The 19,375-nt window shown below is 37.4% G+C and carries 16 protein-coding genes; 11 read left to right on the plus strand and 5 right to left on the minus strand.

Features of this window, described 5'->3' with window-relative positions:
• Positions 1-166 precede the first annotated feature (166 nt).
• The 9 genes from H7A25_08715 (at position 167) to H7A25_08755 (ending at position 9,503) form a co-directional block, all read left to right on the plus strand.
• A complete protein-coding gene (locus tag H7A25_08715; protein MCP5499971.1) occupies positions 167-1,186 on the plus strand; it encodes an Rpn family recombination-promoting nuclease/putative transposase in 1,020 nt (339 codons plus the stop codon).
• Positions 1,187-1,358: 172 nt separating this feature from the next.
• Positions 1,359-1,883, plus strand: a complete 525-nt coding sequence (locus H7A25_08720; GenBank protein MCP5499972.1) for a flagellar protein FlgN — start codon at positions 1,359-1,361, stop codon at positions 1,881-1,883.
• 8 nt (positions 1,884-1,891) lie between these two features.
• The gene (gene flgK, locus H7A25_08725; protein ID MCP5499973.1) at positions 1,892-3,802 is read left to right on the plus strand and encodes a flagellar hook-associated protein FlgK; all 1,911 of its coding nucleotides are present in this window, start codon (positions 1,892-1,894) and stop codon (positions 3,800-3,802) included.
• Between the two features lie 3 nt (positions 3,803-3,805).
• Positions 3,806-5,071: a flagellar hook-associated protein 3 gene (locus H7A25_08730; protein MCP5499974.1), complete on the plus strand. Its 1,266-nt coding sequence runs from the start codon at positions 3,806-3,808 to the stop codon at positions 5,069-5,071.
• A 12-nt stretch (positions 5,072-5,083) separates the two neighbouring features.
• Positions 5,084-5,539 carry a flagellar assembly protein FliW gene (gene fliW / locus H7A25_08735; GenBank protein MCP5499975.1) on the plus strand — a complete coding sequence of 152 codons (456 nt, stop codon included), beginning with the start codon at positions 5,084-5,086 and terminating at the stop codon, positions 5,537-5,539.
• Between the two features lies 1 nt (position 5,540).
• Positions 5,541-5,804, plus strand: coding sequence for a carbon storage regulator CsrA (csrA, locus tag H7A25_08740; protein ID MCP5499976.1), 264 nt, complete (start codon positions 5,541-5,543; stop codon positions 5,802-5,804).
• A 94-nt stretch (positions 5,805-5,898) separates the two neighbouring features.
• Entirely contained in the window at positions 5,899-6,954 is a 1,056-nt protein-coding gene (locus tag H7A25_08745) for a M23 family metallopeptidase (GenBank protein ID MCP5499977.1), read from the plus strand.
• Between the two features lies 1 nt (position 6,955).
• Positions 6,956-7,780, plus strand: coding sequence for a prohibitin family protein (locus H7A25_08750; protein MCP5499978.1), 825 nt, complete (start codon positions 6,956-6,958; stop codon positions 7,778-7,780).
• Positions 7,781-7,958: 178 nt separating this feature from the next.
• Positions 7,959-9,503, plus strand: a complete 1,545-nt coding sequence (locus H7A25_08755; protein ID MCP5499979.1) for a hypothetical protein — start codon at positions 7,959-7,961, stop codon at positions 9,501-9,503.
• Between the two features lie 14 nt (positions 9,504-9,517).
• Here the strand turns inward: H7A25_08755 and H7A25_08760 are convergent, their stop codons facing one another.
• Both H7A25_08760 and H7A25_08765 read right to left on the minus strand, forming a co-directional pair.
• On the minus strand, positions 9,518-11,248 hold the full coding sequence (locus H7A25_08760; protein MCP5499980.1) for an acyl-CoA dehydrogenase family protein: 1,731 nt from the start codon (positions 11,246-11,248) through the stop codon (positions 9,518-9,520).
• 18 nt (positions 11,249-11,266) lie between these two features.
• Positions 11,267-12,868 (minus strand): NAD(P)/FAD-dependent oxidoreductase, encoded by a 1,602-nt coding sequence (locus tag H7A25_08765; protein MCP5499981.1) that lies wholly within the window; start codon positions 12,866-12,868, stop codon positions 11,267-11,269.
• A gap of 122 nt (positions 12,869-12,990) precedes the next feature.
• Between H7A25_08765 and H7A25_08770 the strand changes: the two genes are divergently transcribed.
• On the plus strand, positions 12,991-13,620 hold the full coding sequence (locus H7A25_08770; GenBank protein ID MCP5499982.1) for a TetR/AcrR family transcriptional regulator: 630 nt from the start codon (positions 12,991-12,993) through the stop codon (positions 13,618-13,620).
• A gap of 3 nt (positions 13,621-13,623) precedes the next feature.
• Here the strand turns inward: H7A25_08770 and H7A25_08775 are convergent, their stop codons facing one another.
• A complete protein-coding gene (locus tag H7A25_08775; GenBank protein ID MCP5499983.1) occupies positions 13,624-14,409 on the minus strand; it encodes an SH3 domain-containing protein in 786 nt (261 codons plus the stop codon).
• A 205-nt stretch (positions 14,410-14,614) separates the two neighbouring features.
• Here H7A25_08775 and H7A25_08780 point away from each other — a divergent pair, with 205 nt between their 5' ends.
• Positions 14,615-16,726, plus strand: a complete 2,112-nt coding sequence (locus H7A25_08780) for a hypothetical protein (protein ID MCP5499984.1) — start codon at positions 14,615-14,617, stop codon at positions 16,724-16,726.
• Between the two features lie 28 nt (positions 16,727-16,754).
• On the opposite strand, the gene H7A25_08785 is transcribed toward H7A25_08780, so the two are convergent.
• Both H7A25_08785 and H7A25_08790 read right to left on the minus strand, forming a co-directional pair.
• Positions 16,755-17,174, minus strand: a complete 420-nt coding sequence (locus H7A25_08785; protein ID MCP5499985.1) for a CBS domain-containing protein — start codon at positions 17,172-17,174, stop codon at positions 16,755-16,757.
• A 42-nt stretch (positions 17,175-17,216) separates the two neighbouring features.
• Positions 17,217-19,349 carry a hypothetical protein gene (locus tag H7A25_08790; protein ID MCP5499986.1) on the minus strand — a complete coding sequence of 711 codons (2,133 nt, stop codon included), beginning with the start codon at positions 19,347-19,349 and terminating at the stop codon, positions 17,217-17,219.
• Positions 19,350-19,375: the final 26 nt, after the last annotated feature.

Below are 19,375 nucleotides of genomic sequence, written 5' to 3' on the forward strand. Positions count from 1 at the left end.
ACCTGTTAAAAACATCATACACGCTATTTTTAAGATTTCTAATAAACTGAATGTTAATATTCTTGATTATCTCATCGATTTGTTTAAATATAGTTTAGTAGTAGCCTATATTTGTATAGTAAATTTTCTGGACAGTTTTCTACCTCCATAATTTTCTGACATTATCATGTCCTCAGAAAATATCCATGATAAGCTTTTCAAAGCCACTATGTCCGACAGAGAAAATGCTCTGGACTTTTTCCGGAGCTATCTTCCGGCAGAGCTACTTGAAAATTTAGATTTAAATTCCCTAAACTTGGAAAAAGGAAGCTTTATTGATGATAGTCTGAAAGAGGGGTTTTCGGATACTCTCTATCGTGTGGGTTTAAAATCCGGGGAAGAGGCTTACCTTTACATTCTTTTTGACCATAAGAGTAAAGCCGATAGGTATACCGGTCTCCAACTTCTGGGTTATATGGTAAAGATCTGGCAGCGTTATCGCAATCATTCCGCGAAGAAGAAACAGCGACACCAGAAACTACCTATGATACTACCCATAGTAGTTTACCACGGACAAAAGAGATGGAAGCATGGCCTGGATTTTCAGTCAATGATTGAAACCCCGAAAAAATATGAAAGGTTTGTGCCCAGGTTTGACTTTCTGTTTTATGACCTTCCCCGTGTAGCTGATGAATCTATTATGGGGAACGAGGTTTTACAGGCATCCTTTTACCTGTTCAAATATAGTTTTCATCCGGATCTGGGAGAAAACCTGGGAACAATTCTGCAACTTTTGGAGAGAATCGAAGACGAGAACCGTCAAAATAGATGGCTTACGATCATTCTGAATTATCTAATCCGTGGTCCGGAGCAAATAACACTTGACAGGCTGGAAAAATTAATAGAAAGTTTAGACTTAGAAGGAGTTCGAAAGACAATGCCAACCATAGCAGATGCACTTGAACAAAGAGGCTATAATAGAGGCGAGCAGATTGGCTATTCTAAAGGCGAGCAGATAGGTTATTCTAAAGGCAAGCGTCTGGCAGAATTACGGGCCGAAAGGGCTGAGCGGAAAGAAAAGCTAAGAACAGCACTCAAGATGCAAGAAGCCGGTTCCGAGCTCGCATTTATTGTCGAAATTACAGAACTCGAAAAAGCTTACCTGATACGCTTTTTCCGTCGAGTTGGTCGAATCATCAGCGACTGACTAGAGAAACCTTCGCCCACAGGCTGGAAAAAATGAATTATACCCCACCTCTATCAATCCCCATAATACTCAGTTTTTGAAACCAGAGCCTGTTTTGAAGCCAAAAAAGTAGAAAAAAAACTAAGTACCGTCTGTATTTCGTCGATGTAGAACCTAGGGATATTTTATTATTATGAAAAAACTTTCCGCTGAATGGCTCGACGACCTTGTAGGTATTTTTAAGGAAGAAATCCGGATTTATAGGGATCTTCTGGATATAGAACTGAAGAAAAAAGATACTATATTAAAAGCCGAAGGTAAAAAGCTACAGGAATTTACCAATCAGACCCGGGAACTCATCAGTAAAGCGGCAAGGCTCGAAGAGAACCGGATGAAGTCTATTCAGCAGGTATATGAAGATGCAAGCATAGAAAAAAAGGCCGAAATCCCCGTTTTGAGCGAGTTTTTAGACCAGATCGATAGGGATTCCAATTATAAGCTAAAAGGTCTCGCTAACGACTTAAAAGAGGTCGTTCGAAACCTAAAGGAAAAATTAGAAATTAACGAAAGGCTTTTAAAATCCCGTCATGATATGTATGAAATGACTATGGATGTCTTAAAACAGGCAACCGAAGTCGAAATGCCCTCCTATGATTCGGGTTCTCCCAGGGGGCAAAAATCAAGGGCAGCTTCTGTCCTTTTAAATACCAGGGCTTAGAGGTACTTATGGGTTCAACGTTTTCAGGTATAGAAATTGGTAAAAGAGGACTTTCTGTCCATCAACAGGCCATTCAAACTACCGGCCACAACATCTCCAATGCGGACGATAAACATTACGCTCGCCAGAGAATTAATTCAGGAACTGTAGATCCTTTATATGAACCCTCTCTAAACCGGGCTCATGTGGCCGGTCAAATCGGTCAGGGTTCTGTAGTGGAATCTATTGAGAGAGTCAGAGACTCCTTTCTGGATGACCGGGTAATGGAAACCACTACAGAAAAAGAATACTGGAATACAAAATCTGAATATTTACGACAGGTAGAAACTATTTTTGCCGAGCCGGGTGGCATTACCATTCGAAAACAACTCGACCAGTTCTGGTCTTCCTGGGAAGAACTGGCCAACTACCCCGAAGAAAATGCTCATAGAGCTGTTGTTCGAGAAAAAGCTATGGCTCTCGGTTCAAGGGTAGAGGATACTTTTCGCAAGTTGAGTATGCTTCGGGACCAGTCCAATAAGGAATTGGAATCGAGGGTAAATATGCTGAATAACCTCGTTGAAAATATTCGTAACTTGAACGGACGAATTGCCAAGGCTGAAGCTATGGGAGACATGCCCAATGACCTTTATGACAAAAGGGACAAGGCCGTAGAAGAGCTTTCCGGTCTTTCGGATATTTCTGTAGGCAGAAGCGACAAAGACGAGTTCATGGTCTTTATCGGTCAGCAAATTCTCGTCCAGGGAACCAAAGGCCATAAAATAAAGCTTGAGGGCAATCCTGCGAAAAATGGTTTTTTGGATACCTACTGGGAAGACAACGGAAAACAGGTGCTTTTTGAAAGGGGTCGTATCCAGGCCTTATTTGAAGTTCGTGATATTATTATGAGAGAAAAAATCGACCAACTCGATTCTCTCGCCTTAAACGTAAAAGAAGCAACGAATGAAGTTCACCGGGATGGATTCGGCCTGAATGGCAAAACCAATCTGGACTTCTTCGAAGTGAAGAACCTCTCCCGCAACTTAAGAGGGGAGGTGGACAACGATATGGACGGGGTTAATGATTCTACCGCCATATTTAAAGTGACCGGAAAAACAAAGATTGATCCGACAAAACCTATTGGAATTTCCGGAACTCTGACCCTTCAGCAAAACGATGAGAAGTCTACTCCTGTATATATCAACTATCGTCCCGATGATACCATGGATTCTGTGATCCAGAGAATCAACCAGAGCAAAGCCGGTGTAGTGGCCTATATGAACCAGGATAACCAGCTTTCTATCAAGGCAAAAATAGCAGAGGATCATCCGAGTCGTAACTTCATGATCCGTCACCTTGAAGACTCCGGTAATCTTTTAAGCGGAATGAGCGGAATTCTTGCCGGAAGTGGTCAGGCCAGTGCTTTTGATTTCAAAAGACTGGGAGAGATCAATAAACTCCAGGCAAATATGGAGGATATTTCTTTTACTCCACATTATCATCCATCTTCTTTCATGAAACTTTCTCCTGAAATCCAGAATAATACAGCCAGTATTGCAGCTTCACGCGGAAAGGATGTGGGAGGAACCGGAGACTATAATACACCGAACGGTCACAAGGACGGAGAAAATGCTCTTCTCATTGCAAGGGCTTTACGTGATAAACCCGTTATGGTGGAAAATGATAAAACGGTAGGTGATTTTTATAACCGAATTATTTCTAAATTAGGAACGGAAGCCAGGGAAGCCAAACAGGAAACCGAAACACAGGTTGCAGTACTCACCGAATACGAAAATCTTCGTCAATCCGTTATGGGAGTAAATTTGGATGAGGAAATGGCGAATATGGTGCAGTTCCAGCAGGCTTACAACGCGTCTGCAAAGATTATTTCTGTATATACCGAAATGTTAGATACTATTATTAACCGACTGGGGGCCTAAGAGATGAGAATAACGAACCAGATGATCAATAACACCCTTTTGTCCAACCTGAATCGTCACCAGGTAAATATGGATGAAGTGGAAAACCAGCTTGCTACTGGCATGAAAATTCGCAGACCTTCTGACGAGCCGGCGGCTGCTGTAAACCAGATGTATTTTAGGAGTCGTTTGCACGAGTTAGACCAGTTCGGTAAAAACGTGGTGGATGGACAGAACCGTTTGCAAATGGTTGACGGCCAACTGGATAGGGTAACTGATATTATTCAAAGAGTAAGAACTCTTACCGTTCAGGCTTCCAATGGTATCTACCAGGGAGATAAAGGTTTTGAACTGGAAGTGGCTATTGGAAAGGAAATTGACCAACACCTTCGGGCTCTTGTAGACATTGCAAATTCAAGGGATGCTACAGGTCAATTTGTATTTGGTGGGCATGTAGTCGAGCAGAGACCTTTTGATGCAGTAGATACCAAGCAGAAAAGTCTGAAGGGTGTGGAACTTAAAGAAGAGATTATCGGTGTTGAATACAGGGGAGATATTGGCGAACAACTTCGTGAGATTGAACGCGGAGAATATGTTTCGGTAACGACTCCCGGTAACAAGGTATTCTGGGCTACCAATATGAGTGTAACCAGCGGTGTTAATAATGCCGAATACCGTGCAGCAGCTGATAGTGTTATAAAATTGGATGGAGTAGAAGTTCGGATTTCTGCGGGTGATACTCTCGACGATGTAATTGATAAGATAAATAATTCTCCCCTCGAATTAAAAGCTTCCAAGTTAGGGGATGATACCATTTCTCTGGTTACCACTGTGCCTCACCAGATCTGGATGGAAGATGTGGGAGAAGGAACTGTTTTGAAAGATTTAGGTTTATTAGATCCGTCTAAATCAAATTCTCCAACAGCTTATGCAGATACAGCTACTGTTACCGGTCAGTCTATTTTTGATGTCCTGATTCAACTCAAATCTGATTTGACAAGCAAAGACCAGGAAAAAATTTCCGGTCGTGATTTGCAAAATATAGATCTCGCTCTGGAAAATATTTTACGGCATCGTTCCGTAACCGGTGCTAAGATGAATCGTCTCGAAGAGCATACCAAACGTATTGAAGTGGATAAGGGCTACATGACTGAGCTCTTAGCTAATAATGAAGGAATTGATTTTCCGGAAACCATTATGAATATGAAATGGTTACAGACTGTGCACGAATACGCTCTGAGTGTGGGTTCCAAGGTGATTCGCCCGACTCTAATGGATTTCTTGAGGTAAGTAAATTATAAGATGCCAATAAAAATTCAGACGAAACCTTTTGGGGAAATGCAGATTTCAGAAAAACAGATTTTGCATTTTCCGGAAGGGCTTATGGGCTTTGAAGAGCAAAAACAATTTGCTCTGATTGAAGAAAACGAAGAAACTCCCTTTAAATGGCTTCAGTCTCTTATGGATGAAGAGTTGGCTTTCATTGTAGTGCAACCCGAATTGTTTTTGACTGATTATGACCCAAAGCTTTCCTTCTCTGATTTACAGGCCCTGGGTTTGAGTCCTGAGAATAAAGGTTTTTTACTTCTAATCATCACGATTCCTTCGGATAAGCCCGAAGATATGACGGCTAATTTGCAGGGACCGATTCTTGTTAATCCACAAAACCACCTTGCTGCTCAGTATATCTCCAGAGATGAAAGCCACCAGGTACGATATAAGATTCTGCAGGAGCAGGAATCTATGGAGAAGGTCTAAGGTGCTTGTTCTTTCCAGAAGACTGAATCAATCGATTATGATAGGCAATGATATTGAATTGACTATCATAGATATTAAGGGAGACCAGGTTAAAATCGGAATTAAGGCACCGAGAAATGTTTCGGTTCACAGGGCGGAAGTCTATAAGGAAATCCAGGAAGAGAACCGTAAAGCTACCCAGAGCAATATTCGTCCGGAAGACCTGGGTAAGTTAGGAAACATATTCAAGAAGAAGGAAAGTGTTCAAAAAACCGAAACTCATTAATTTTTCAGGCTATATTTTTTTTGTTCTTTTTATTGTAATAGCTCTCAGTTCTTGTAAGACTTTTGCCAGGCCCGGCCTTAGTGCTTCTTCCAGCATTATTACTAAAAAATTTAAACCTTATACAAATACCTTTTCGTACCCTACAGATAGTATTCATTTTGCTTATTTAAGTGCTGCTGATTTTTCTTATACAGTTTCCTCCTGTCTGGATAGTTGGAAGTGTGTCCAAAACCTATTTGACTCCAATAGCAAAACTTATTGGGTTTCAGAAAAAAAACCGGAAAGAGAGTGGCTTATAGTTGATTTTGGTTCGAAAAGGTTAATGAACAAAGCCTATGTGGAATTTCCGGCAGGGAAGGAAGATTTGATTTCTGGTTTGGGTGTACAGGTTCAACTCCAAGAAAAATGGAAAACGATTGTCTATACAGAAAAACTTAAAAAACAAATTACTTTAGAACTTGGAAATATAGATGCAACTTTACTCCGTTTTGTCTTTAAGAAAAAACAGGATAGTTCAATAGTTATCTCGAATATTAAAGTTCTCCTGAATTCTTCCAATCTTACAGGCATTAATAAAAACCTTACGGGCTATGTTTTTCCTGTTCCGAATGGACTGGTGCCGGAAGGAGACTACTCTTTACCGGGGGCTCCAAGAGCATATAGAAACGGTATCCATAAAGGGGTTGACATTATAGAAAAAACTATTGAAGAAGGGCAGAAAGCTCCTTTAACCGAGGAAGATGTTGTTGTTGCCACAAACGATGGCATCATTGTTCGTGCCGATTTGAATTATCTGCCTATAACTATGGAGGAATATACAGGTATAACTTCTTATAATCAAACCCACAGGGTTACTTTTGTTGATAGAGATTTTGGAGGAAGGCAAATCTGGTTGGATCATGGAAATGGGGTTATGAGTTCTTATAATCACCTATCTTTCATAGCAAAACACATTCAGGTAGGCACGAAAGTTAAAAAAGGGGAAATTTTGGGAAGGGTTGGAAATTCCGGATTGCGAAGTGAAGCCGAAGGGACTAAAAGTCAAATCCACCTGCATTTTGAGCTCTGGGTGAATGGTGAATTCGTAGGAAAAGGGATGCAGGGAAGGGATTCCAGAAAATTTTTACAGCTATTTTTTACGGAGTACTGATATGGCGAAGACTTATTCAAATGGACAGGTAAAAGAAATCTTCTCAGGGAATAAATTATTCTTCTCATTTGTTGCAGTTGTTTTATTACTACTTATCCTCTGGCTAAATCCATTTGTCATCATTGATGTGGGATTTCGAGGAGTCGTAAAGAATTTTGGAAAACCCTCTGATATAATTTTAGGAGAGGGGCTTAATTTTAGAATTCCGATTGTCCAGAGTGTTGTGGAACTCGATATACGGGTGAAAAAAAATGAAACGGAAGCCAATGCTTCCTCTAAGGATCTTCAGAAGATAAATACGGTTATTGCTTTAAACTATCACTTGAATCCGGAAAAGCTTCATCTCCTTTTACAGCAGGTAGGGGAAGCTTATGAGAGAAATATTATAGACCCGGCAGTTCAGGAGGTTGTCAAGCAGGTGACAGCTCAGTATGAAGCCAATCATCTGATTACTATGAGAGCGGAGGTAAGTCATCTAATAAAAGAAACTTTATCAAAAAGGCTGGATAAGTATTTTATTTTAGTAGATGATTTTTCTATCAAAGACTTTCAATTTTCCAAGGACTATGCGGAGGCCATCGAAGCCAAGCAGAAGGCCGAGCAGTTAGCCAAAAAGGCTGAAAAAGAGTTGCAGAGAGTTGAAGCTGAAGCCAAACAAACGGTGACAACTGCTAAGGCGGAAGCCGAAGCTCTTCGCCTGAAAAATCAGTCTTTGAGTCCCATGCTTTTAGAACTCAGGGCAATCGAAAAATGGGATGGCAAGCTTCCTGAATATATGGGTTCCGGGGGAGTAGTCCCCTTCGTAAATATTCAGAAGAAAAAATAAGAAAGTATCTTTTCTAAAAGAGCTATTCTTTCCCGAAAGTGAAACTACCGGTATGTCCGGCATGTGAATCCTATAATTTTTTAAAATAACTTAATTATTTCTTGATCTATAGAGAAAATCCTTATCTTAGCTTGTTAATAAATTATTGACCGGAGTAGAAAAAGGAGAAGGAATGGTCATGAAAAGGTTCAGATCCTATTTTATTAGGTGTATTTTATTATGTACTTCTGTATTTTTAATAACCTGTCATTCGGAAAAAAGGATAAGGCAGGATCAAACTAATCTTCTAATTCCCCTTTTATTTCAGGAGGAAAAACCAAAATGTCCTGGCTTATGGGCACTCAATTTCCAGACAAATCTATACCGCTGTGTGGAGGCTAAGAAGATAGCCGACTTCTCGGAAGTCGAAATCTATATGGAAAAGGAGCTTCTAAAAAAGCAGGAAGAGGGACTTTATCCTTCAATCAATTATCAACAGATCGGGGAAGCATTTCAGAATAAGATAAAACCACAATTAGAAACTACATTTGGTGTGGTCTCGGATGTAGATAGAAATAATAAAATAACTATTTTTATTTTGAATATTAATCCCGGAGGAAATCTTGGAAGTTTTATAGCCGGCTATGTGGATCCGGTGAATATAATTGAAGATCCGGGTGTTGGAAAAGATATGAGATCTAATATGCAGGAAATCATATATTTAGATGGTGTTCTCTTGCCTCAGTTAAGAGAAAAGACTTTGCAAAAAGGAGAAGCCGATTCTATTTTATCTGTTCTGGCACATGAGTTTCAACATTTAATTCGAGTTCAACATCAATTTGGAAGAAATAAACTTCGAGCAATAATTCCTCTTCCGAGAACGGAAGCTGAAAAAACAGAGTTTAACAGGACTGTGAGTTTTGATGATACCTGGATAAATGAAGGTATGAGTGAACTGGCAAGTGATCTGGCAGGCTATGGTCCGCAAGTTTCCCGTTTGCATTGTTTTTATGGAAGCAGTGAAGGTGGATGTAGCAATGGATTTATTGGAAAATCCTTGTTTAAGTGGTCTTCAACAATTCTGGATTATTCCTTTGCATATACATTTATGAAATTCTTATATGAAAACGCGGGCCTAACGAGTGAGGAGAGAAATGAATTTTTAAAAGATAGTATAGAAGGAAGAAAATATGGTTTTCGTGGAAACACATCCGAGAAATTTTTCGAGCTATACAAATACACAAACCGTTATAATGCTCAACTCTTAGGTGATGATTCTGAATCAATTTTTCGTTCATTATATGCAACTTTTTTATCTCACACCTTTTCTTTTTCTCATAATTCAATTATGAACTATAATGATTCAGGAGAAACTTCGATCTCTAACTTATTAGAAAAGTATAATTATCCAAAAGAGCTAAAAGACTTTGCTGAAAAATATTCTCGTCTAAAGCCACAGGAAAAAAGCAGTTTTACTCTGTATGCTTCGGAGGTTTATCGGATAAAAGGCACAGCGAAAAATAGCCTAAGTAATTCAGTTATCGTGCAGGGAGAATCGGAATTTTTTGTATTTAATCCGAGTTTTCAGTCGGAGAACTCTTTTTCCGAAAAAGTTGAATTAAAAAATTTAAACGAAACAGAACCGTGCGCCGAGAAGAGCATACAGGAAAATTGGATACGATATAGTTTAGCTTCTCAGGCTTACTACTACGGGTTCAGAAAGCAAATGCTTTCTGAACTTTGAGTATATTGTTTTACTTAAACAGCATTTTCGAGTTTGACTAAATTAGCTTTTGCTATTGCCAGGCTTTCTATATTGAAATCCTTTGACATTTGTTTTCTTCTTTCATTGGCATTTTCTTTCAAGTTTACAATGGAGCGTTCTAATAATAGTCCGGTTAATAATCTTGCATTGGTTTCTACGACTTCAAAAGAATAGTATTCCTTTTCTTTTAGCTCTTTATATAAATTTATAGAATTTTCTAACATGCTGAATATATTTTTGCTGAGTTCAGAAGCTTCTATTTGCTTCATAAGTTTAACTAAATAGTCTCTAAGAATTCCTTTTTCCGTCATACCGGAAATGATTCCACCGATGGATGCTATAACCTGTAGTTGTGTAGTTCCTTCATAGATAGTCAGGATACGTACATCCCGATAAAGTTTGGCTACATCAAACTCTTCTGTAAAACCAACACCACCATGAACTTGCATAGAATCATAGGCAATACGGTTACCCATTTCAGAGCAATAGTATTTGCAGATAGGTGTAAATATAGAAGCTAATTTTTCCCAATATTTTATTTTTTCATCTTTTCTGATTTCTCTATCGGAAGCACCTCTTTCTTCTAATCTATCCTGTCTCCAACGATACATATCTATAGAAAAGGCAGCTTCCATATTCAAACAACGCATAGCAACTATTTCTCTCTCCATGCGGTCGAGCATTTTTTTTACAGCGGGTATATCCTGTATTAGTTTACCAAATTGCTCTCTTTCTGAAGCATACTTCTTTGCTTCTTCATAGGCGGCGGTGGCTACACCGACTCCGAACATTCCGGTTCCGAGTCTGGCTGCGTTCATCATTCCCATTGCGTATTTGGTTAAACCGTATCCTTCTTCTCCGATTATCTCTCCAATGGAGTTTTCGTAAACAATTTCACAGGTCGGAGAAGACTTGATTCCTAATTTATGCTCTATACCTGCTACCTGAACTGTTTTTCCATCCACTACGAAAAAGGAAAGTCCTCTGGCTCCATTCTTGGCTTCCCCGGTTCTTGCCAGGGTTAATATGGCTGCCGGAAAATTTGACATTCCACATCCGTGGGTAATAAAACGTTTGGTTCCATTTAAGAGATAGGTTCCATCTTCCTGTTTGATAGCCTTTGTCATAACGCTACTTAAATCTGAGCCATAATTTGGTTCCGATAGAGCCATTGCACCGGTATATTCGGAAGCTACCATTTTGGGAATCCATTTATCTTTTACTTCTTTGGAAGCAAATTTTTCAATAGTTTCAGCTAAATTTAACATGGAAATAGACATTCCGAAAGCCACATCTGCTCTTGAAAGTAATTCCATTATGATAGAAAAAACCGTTACAGGAAGACCGAGTCCTTTATACTCGCGTTTTAAAGTGAAAGGGAGTAGTCCTGCATCTTTCACCATATTCCAGAGCTTTACCATTTCTTCTGAAAAGATGACCTTACCATCCTCTAAAGTAAGGCCTTTCTTATCCATTTTAGCAGCTTCTTGAGAAACGTAGTTGCCTGTTATATCTCCAAAAGATTCTAAAACCTGGTAGTAGTATTCTTTGGCTGAGTTATAATCCTGTGGTGCAAGTGCATACTGTTCTTCACCGGTTTGAGAATACTTTTTCGCATCTTCAAAGCCATTTTCGTATTCATCGATAACTTCCTGGAACTTAATCAGATACTGAAATTGCAGTTGTAGATCGGCATTATCTGTGAAATAGTTATTTTTAATCATTATCTATACCTCAAAGCTTCAAGCTTTCTTAGAAATTAGTTTTACTATATTATCTTTGCCAAGAAGCACATTGGCCGTGCTCAAACCACCCATTAATGCACCTGACACTCCGGGAGAAGATGTGTCGGTTCCGGTCAGATAAAAACCTTCTAAAGGCGTTTTTACTTCAAACCAGGGTGTTTTTTCTTTTTGGTAACGTTCCGGAACACAGGGGAGTCCGTAGATGGTTCCTTTTACGTGAGAGGTGAAATGCTCATTACTCAGAGGAGTTGACAGTTCTACATATTCTATCATGTCTTTAAAACCGGGATACTTTGTATCCACAACCTGTATTAATTTATCAGCGATTATTTTCTTAAGGGATTCATATTCTTCCCCACGTTTCTTCCAGGGTAAGTCTTTCCATCTGGCAAAGACTTCATAGTCCATAAAGGTAATAATGTCTGCCGTATGTGATTTGGCTTCCGGATTTTTTAGACTGGGGAAGGAGAGATAAGCTACGGGTGGTTCCCCTCCTTCTTCATACCAATTTTTCTTTTCTGTAACGACTTTGTCGTGTTCATAGGAGCTATAAATCCAGTGGTTTTCTCCATTAAAGCCAAGTTTTCTCGGATCGTCTGAAAGTCCTATATAGGCTGTAACACTGCTGACTGTAAAAGTCTGGGCATTGAAAAATTTCCTTAAGTCTTCCCGGAAGGCTATAGGATAAGACTGGGGAATGAGTTTTAAATAGCTCGAGTAAGCTCCCGTATCAGAAACAATTACAGGTGCATAAAAATTTGTATAAGAGCCTCTATTTTCACCTCGAAGTAGTTTTACTTTAACTCCTATCGCTTTATTCTGTTCTATTAGAACTTCTTCGACTTCGTGTGAGCTTAAGACTTTACCACCTTTTTCTTCGATTATGGGTTCTATAAATTTAAAAATATTGCCGGAGCCCCCTACCGGAAAGTATCCTCCATTCATATAGTGTTGAACAACCTGGGCATGAATCGCAAACGATGCAAGATGTGGAGGTAGGCCATAATTTCCCCATTGAGAAGTGAGGATTCCTTTTAAGCGATCGCTTTTAAAGTGAGTGTCGTAGTAGTCTTTTAATGTACGAATGCTTCCATCTGGAGATACTAATTTTGAAATGGAATCAAGAGAAGGAGCTGAGTTTCGAAGCATAGTGTATTTACCGATGTGAATCGATACTTTTTGTACATCTTTAAAGTATTGTCGAATGGCGACTTCTTCTTCCGGAAATTCTTTTATCAGATCAGAAATATATTTTTCAGGTTCACCATATACACTGAAGGTTTTATCCGGGTATACAAATTTCTCGAAAGGTTCCGACATCTTTTGCCATTGTAGTTTATTACCTGTAATTACATCAAAAATTCTTTTTAAGAAACTTCCTTCCGCCAGATCACCGATATAGTGGATCCCTACATCCCAGGAGTATTTATTCTGCCTTCTCTGAAACTCATGGGTGAAACCACCGGGTTGGAAATGTTTTTCTAAAATCAAGATCTTCTTGTCTTTAAATTGAGCTAAAAGGCTGGCTGCCGTCAGACTACCGATTCCTGAGCCTATAAAGATAATATCATAATTCTGGATTTGTTCGGATGTATTCATAAATTAAACCTCTCAGTGTTCTAATGTAAACAACGTATACATTATTTTTAAAGTCAAGCTCTTTTTTTTGTAAACTGCCTTGATTTTTTTTATGAATTTCTTCCTATGGTTCTAAAATAACTATGGCCTCTAAATCAAATCGAAATCTGAAAGCATATCATCATGGAGACTTACGGAATGCCCTTATTGATTCCGCTCTTGTTATTATCGCCGAGGAAGGCTATGAATCCCTTTCTTTACGCAAGGTAGCCGAAAAGGCTGATGTTAGTCCCGGTGCTCCTTACAGACATTTTAAAAATAGTGAAAGCCTGATTTCGGCTGTAGCAGAAGTTGGATTTTATAAGTTAAACGACATTATGGAAAAAATTATAAGAAAACGTCCCCGAAATTATCTCTGGCAGTTTCGAGAGTGCGGTTTGAGTTATGTTGAATTTTCCCTGGATAATTCGGAGCTATTTCGTATTATGTATGGAAACATGATAAAAAATCATTCTTCTCATGAGGGTCTGAAAAAAGCCGGAGAGCAACTTTACTTTACCTTTGAGGGGATTATAAAAAATGCCCAGACTGAGAATCTCCTCCGTGCAGGTAATACGAGGGAAATTGCTCTTTCTGCCTGGTCACTGGTTCATGGAATTTCTAACTTAATTGTGGAGAAGCAACTTTTTTTTGAAACCTGGGAAATTGAAAATCTTCGTAAAATGGTAAAACGCCAGTTGAGCCTTTTATATAATGGCATTCAACCGGCTTGAGTTTTATTTTACATGGGGACAGAAATAGGCTATTCTATAGTTTTTTCCGGTTTTTGAGTTTTTGCATTCGTTACGAATAAAAACACAGGCTTTTTTATCAAGAATGAATTCTTTTTCTTTTAGAAGTTTAAGATATTCTTGTCTTATAAAACCGTTATATTCTTTCAGATAACTTAACTGAAAGTTCTCATCTGCATTTTCCGGAAATTCAAGATAGAAGCCGGATTCTTTTACTGTATAGGATCCCCTGAGGCTTAATTTGGGTTTTTCTGTAAAGTTTCTGCGGTATATTGCTTTATTGTAATAGAGTTCCAATTTTTTTATTTGTCCGGAACTGGCAGTTTTAGAAGAACAATCTTCCATGATGGTATTCTCGCTATATAGATCCATAGCAATTTTTTTATCTTCGAGACTTTCAGAACTTAGATAAGCACCGAAAAGGTATCCTCCCGCATCTTTACTGAAATACCAGAAGTCGGTTTTCCCTCCATAGGTTCCGGATTCTTTGGTTTTTTCAACTTTTAGACTGGTTCCATAGGGTAAAAGCAAAACTTTAGCTGAACTTGTATTGGCTTCCTGTCTGACATAAAGGGAAGAAGCGTTGACTGAACGTATATCATCCGAGCTATTTTCGCCAGGACCTTTTTTATCCTTAGAGTCTTCAGTTTTTGCTGGATTTTTCTCTTCAGTTTTAGGACTGTCTTCAATAATTTCTTCTAATTTCTTTTCCTTTTTGCAGGTGGAACTTAAAAGACCGAAAATCAGTATTATCAGGGTTAAATGTTTCATAAAATATAGCATTTTGAAGGGGAATAAAGGGTCATTTCCTTTTTAAAGAAAGGGAGAGTTAATCGAAAAAATATTTTATCCCTTAAAAAATTCGGGATTGTTTTTTTTGCAGGCGAGCCCACTTTCTATTTTGTACCATAAGTAATACTATAGATCTTGTAAATAAAGGTTCAGTTTTTCTGCTTAAACCGGGATATTATAAATAATGAAATGGGAAACTGAGGAGTTCCGGTACTGGATTCTTACCGGTCTTATTGCCTTATTGGCTTTTTGGAGGATTTTGGATTTTTCTATTCTGAATCCCCTGTATACAGATTGGATAATGAAAGGTGGTGATCTCTCTACTCATTATCTTGGTTGGGAATTTTTTCGAAAAGCACCACTATTCCAGTGGCCATTTGGTGCTAACTGGAGCTATGGGATGGAAGTTGGAAGTTCTATTGTTTTTACTGATTCGATTCCTTTAATGGCTTTTTCATTTAAGCTCTTGAACCCCATTATCCCTGTTAAGTTTCAATATTTTGGAATATGGATTCTACTCTGTTTTATTTTACAGATTTATACTGCATTTAAACTTATATCTCTTCTAACGAAAGAAAAAATTTACCAGATTCCTGCTGTACTTTTTTTTGCTATCACTCCTTTTTTTTTGTATAGGTTAGAGGGGCATTTTGCTTTAATGGCTCACTGGTCTATACTTTTTGCTTTGTATTTTTTTTTAAGAGACAGGTTTTCTGATCTGTCCTGGTTTATACTTCTCTGTCTTACCGCCCTGATACATGCTTATTTACTTATTCTTGTTTTAAGTATTTATATCTTTGATCTTCTTTCGAGAGGCTGGCATCAAGAATTAAGTATTAAGCAGATTTTAAAATCATGTAGTATGAGCTTTTCCGGGACTCTCTTTGTGATGTGGTTTGCCGGTTACTTCATCCTTCCTTCGGAAGTGCAAGAGGGAGGATTTGGTATTTATAAAATGAATCTCTTATCCCTTATTAATCCTGGCTTACTCTGGTCGTATCTTCTTCCTGCACAAAAGGTAGGTATTGAATTTTTTGAGGGATTTAACTATCTCGGTATCGGAATGCTTATCCTGGGTTTTTTTGCGCTTATAAAGTATATAAAAGATGGGAACTTTAAAATTTCCAAAAAAGGAAAAATACTCTTATTACTCAGTAGCTTCCTGTTTATTTATTCTATATCCAACCAAATAGTGTTTGGTATAAAAGTAATTTTCAATTATTCGATTCCTTCTTTTTTGAAAAGGCTTACAGGAATTTTTCGTGTTTCCGGTCGTTTTTTTTGGCCTGTATCTTATCTACTTTATTTTAGTATATTTTTTATTCTTTACAGAACGAAAAGAATTCGAAGAATTTCGCTTATTATCAGTTTTGTCTGGTTTTTACAGGTTATAGATAGTTCTAAGATTGTTTCTCATTATGGAAAACTCTATTCTGAAAAAAAGGAATATACTTCATTATTCCATTCAAAATCCTGGAAAGAGTTAGCAAAGCCCTATCAAAAACTAAGAATTGTACTTCCTAAAAAAAATCCTGAAAATTGGATGAATCTGGCAGACTATGCACTCAGAAATAATCTGTCAATCAATGCCGGCTATTTTGCCAGAGTAAACTCTGAGGCTATGGCAAGTTCTCAAAAAGAGATTTTAGAAGCCATTATTAGGGGTCGATACCATAAAGATTCTCTTTATATATTTCAGGAGAAAGCCCTCCTGGAAGAAGCTATATTACATTTATCTGAAAATGATTTAGCGGGGATGAAGGATGGTATATTTTTACTGGCTCCCGGTTTAAAATCTAAAAAAGATGCATTGGGTGTAAAGGAATATGAATATAATGATCTGGAATATTACAATTTATCTATGAACGAAAAAGTTTTGTTTAACTCAAAGGGAAGTGGTCAGCGATACAGATTTATAGGTTGGTCAGACCCGGAGCACTGGGGAGTCTGGTCAAATAACGACTTTTCTACCTTGAATTTTCATCTTCCAGAAGGAATAGGGGATAATGTAATTCTATCTCTTGAAAGTAAAGCATTTATAAACCATCTTCATCCGGTCTTAAGAGTAGATGTATTTATGAATAATCGATTTATGCAGACTTTAGAATATACTATTTCTGATAATGAAAGAATAAGAAAAATAAGGATTCCTAAATCTTTTCTGTATGTCAAAAAAAAATCTCCGAATAGATTGCGTTTTAACTATAATTCTCCAAAATCACCTGCGGAGCTTGGTATCTCAGCCGATGGTCGTCGTCTCGGAATGGGGCTTATTTCTTTGAGTATAGAAAAGTAGAAGGAAACTGTATGATAATACCCGAAGTTTAGTTTTTAGTCTGTTTCTTTAAAAGTTCTATGCAATCTAAAAAAGCCTGTAATATATCAATATGGGTAATTATCCCTATGAAGTTTCCATTTTTCATCACAAGAGCATAATCTATTCTTTCATTGTACATTTTCTTTACAACATCAGCTATGTTCGTATCAATTTCAACTGTGTAAAATTCGGGATTTAGTATATCTTTTAGTTTTTTTTCTTCTCTTGGTAAATTATTCATACAGTTTAGAATTTTCAAGTCTCTGTCTGATATTACACCAATAACTTTTCCCTTTTCTGTAACCGGAAGATGGCGACAATTTTTCATCATCATCAGGTTTTCGGCTTTTACAAGTGTCTCCTCGCAATGGATAGAGACCGGTTCTTTATTAATGTAGTCTTTAAGTTCTATTTCTCGCTGTTTCATGCCCGGTATTGTATATATTTAGAGAAAAATGCAACAAAAAAATTATTTATGAGCAATATCGGTATAAAATTGCCAGTCCGGAGGGGGTGGAGATTGGAGAAACATTTCACAGCGCTTGATATAGAGTTGAGAAACTGCATCCGTACCCAGGGCTTCTTTATATTTACAAAAATCGGATAGAGCCATCTCAAAATTTTGAATTCTATAGTTTTCTATGGCAGAGGAAAAGAGATCCTGTAGTTTATCTTTTTGAGTGATTAATTCTTTCGGGTTGTTATTGTATACTTCGAAAATTTTTACACTTCTTTCTCTACCCTTGACCCGTACATAATCAACTTCTCTTATCTTAAATAATTCAGGGTTTTTGATTTGTTGATAGGTGTTTTCCGAAATAATTATACTGGTTTCATAGTCTCTGGTTAAAGCTTCTAAGCGAGAGGCAAGATTTACTGTATCTCCTATAACGGTTGTATCGATTCGCCTTTTACTTCCAACGGTTCCTAATATTAAATTTCCACTGTGTATTCCTATACCAATTTTTATTTCAGGAAATTTTAACTTATTTTTAATCCGTTTATTAAACTTTTTTAATTTATCCTGCATTTCGATAGCGGAAAGGATAGCTCTTTCGTCTGAGTTAAATTTGGAATCTTCTGAATCTGAATATAAAGCGAGAATTCCATCTCCGAGGTATTTGTCTACGAAGCCCCGGTTAATCTCTATAGCTTTTTCCATTCGTTTCAAATACAGGTTTAAAAAATAGAATACCTCTCTTGAATTGATAGTTTCGGATATGTGTGTAAAGGAACGAATATCCGAAAAAAGCACAGTCATTTCTTTATCAACGGAATCTCCTAATTGAATATCTTTAGCTTCCTTTTTTCCTAAAACCTCAATAAATTCATGTGGAACAAAGCGTTGTATTGCATTCTTATGCTCATTTAATTCGTAGTTTAAAGTTTCCGATTCTTTATGTAGTTCTATAAATCTATTAGCAAGTATTAATACAATAGAAGAAATAAAAGTAAAATAACCATACTGCATTAATCGAATACTGGTATGGATAAATAAGGTATCCAGAATATCCCAGGCAAGAAATAAGCTAAGGCTAAAAACTCCATATAAAAGCAATTTGGCATCTTTTAATTTTTTGTAAACACTGTAGATTAAAAAATAAAGAATATAGATAATCTGCGGAAGGGCAACGAAATACCAGGCGATTAAGAAGGTTTGATAGGCTCTCGGGCCAAAGGAAAGAAAACCCAGTAATATAAGAGAATTTAAAATGATGAAAGAAATTACAGCTCGATTGATGGCTATACCTTCTAAAAGGTAAGAACGTAAAAATAAAAGAAAAAGTAAAAGGGCTAAAGGTTGACTTGAATAAGCTGAGAATACGGTGATTGTACTCTCGGTAAATAATGAATTACTAAGGTTTGAAAAGGAAAGAAAATGTATGGAAAGAAAAAATGAAAAAAGAGCAAAGTAGAGATTATATACTTTTTCTTTCCATCGAAAATAAAAAAATAAATGATAGGCACCAAAAAAAAGATAGATAAGATCCAGCAGTATCTTCCCCAGCTCTTCATGTTCTTGAAGGATTTTTCTTTCGTAATCGAGAGTGTAGCCTTCCTTGAAGGTCAGACCCAGTAAAAAGTTTTTGCTCAAAAAAGAAGAAGGGGGATATCCGGCGAGATGTATGAATAGGTGATTTTTTCCTTTTTTTAAGATTCCTCTTGAAACAGATATATCCAGATTTCGAAGATAGCGATATTTTTGTAGCTTTCCATCCTTTACATAGAAATAGGAAGAAATCAGTTGACCGTTGAGGTAAATCCTCCAATTTTCTCCGATGCCGGCAAAATGTAGAGCTAAATCCCGATTGCTATCAGGTGCTTCCAAAACGAAGAATGTTTCCATGCTATATTCTTTGATTCCTTTAAAGGAAATCGGAGTATTAAAAATATTATTAGGTAGTATAGGAAGTTTTCTTACAGTAACAGATTTTTCTTTCGGTATTCCATTTTGAAGGTAAGTTTTCTCAAATCCCTCTACCAGCCTCCACTCAGAAGTGTGCAAGTAAATAGGAAAAATATTCTTTGCATGGAGAGAGAAAAAAAAGAAAAAGAAAAAAAGAGCAAAGAAAGAAAAACAAATTGACTGTAAGGGTTTCATCAGGAATCTTTAGCCCAACTAAAGTA

The organism is Leptospiraceae bacterium, from assembly GCA_024233835.1.
In the GTDB taxonomy this organism is placed as follows: Bacteria; Spirochaetota; Leptospiria; order Leptospirales; family Leptospiraceae; genus JACKPC01.

Coding starts and splice junctions, on each gene's coding strand:
- H7A25_08715 (MCP5499971.1), top strand. CDS start 167: ATGTCCTCAGAAAATATCCATGATAAGCTTTTCAAAGCCACTATGTCC.
- H7A25_08720 (MCP5499972.1), top strand. CDS start 1,359: ATGAAAAAACTTTCCGCTGAATGGCTCGACGACCTTGTAGGTATTTTT.
- flgK (MCP5499973.1), top strand. CDS start 1,892: ATGGGTTCAACGTTTTCAGGTATAGAAATTGGTAAAAGAGGACTTTCT.
- H7A25_08730 (MCP5499974.1), top strand. CDS start 3,806: ATGAGAATAACGAACCAGATGATCAATAACACCCTTTTGTCCAACCTG.
- fliW (MCP5499975.1), top strand. CDS start 5,084: ATGCCAATAAAAATTCAGACGAAACCTTTTGGGGAAATGCAGATTTCA.
- H7A25_08750 (MCP5499978.1), top strand. CDS start 6,956: ATGGCGAAGACTTATTCAAATGGACAGGTAAAAGAAATCTTCTCAGGG.
- H7A25_08755 (MCP5499979.1), top strand. CDS start 7,959: ATGAAAAGGTTCAGATCCTATTTTATTAGGTGTATTTTATTATGTACT.
- H7A25_08760 (MCP5499980.1), bottom strand. CDS start 11,248: ATGATTAAAAATAACTATTTCACAGATAATGCCGATCTACAACTGCAA.
- H7A25_08765 (MCP5499981.1), bottom strand. CDS start 12,868: ATGAATACATCCGAACAAATCCAGAATTATGATATTATCTTTATAGGC.
- H7A25_08770 (MCP5499982.1), top strand. CDS start 12,991: ATGGCCTCTAAATCAAATCGAAATCTGAAAGCATATCATCATGGAGAC.
- H7A25_08775 (MCP5499983.1), bottom strand. CDS start 14,409: ATGAAACATTTAACCCTGATAATACTGATTTTCGGTCTTTTAAGTTCC.
- H7A25_08780 (MCP5499984.1), top strand. CDS start 14,615: ATGAAATGGGAAACTGAGGAGTTCCGGTACTGGATTCTTACCGGTCTT.
- H7A25_08785 (MCP5499985.1), bottom strand. CDS start 17,174: ATGAAACAGCGAGAAATAGAACTTAAAGACTACATTAATAAAGAACCG.
- H7A25_08790 (MCP5499986.1), bottom strand. CDS start 19,349: ATGAAACCCTTACAGTCAATTTGTTTTTCTTTCTTTGCTCTTTTTTTC.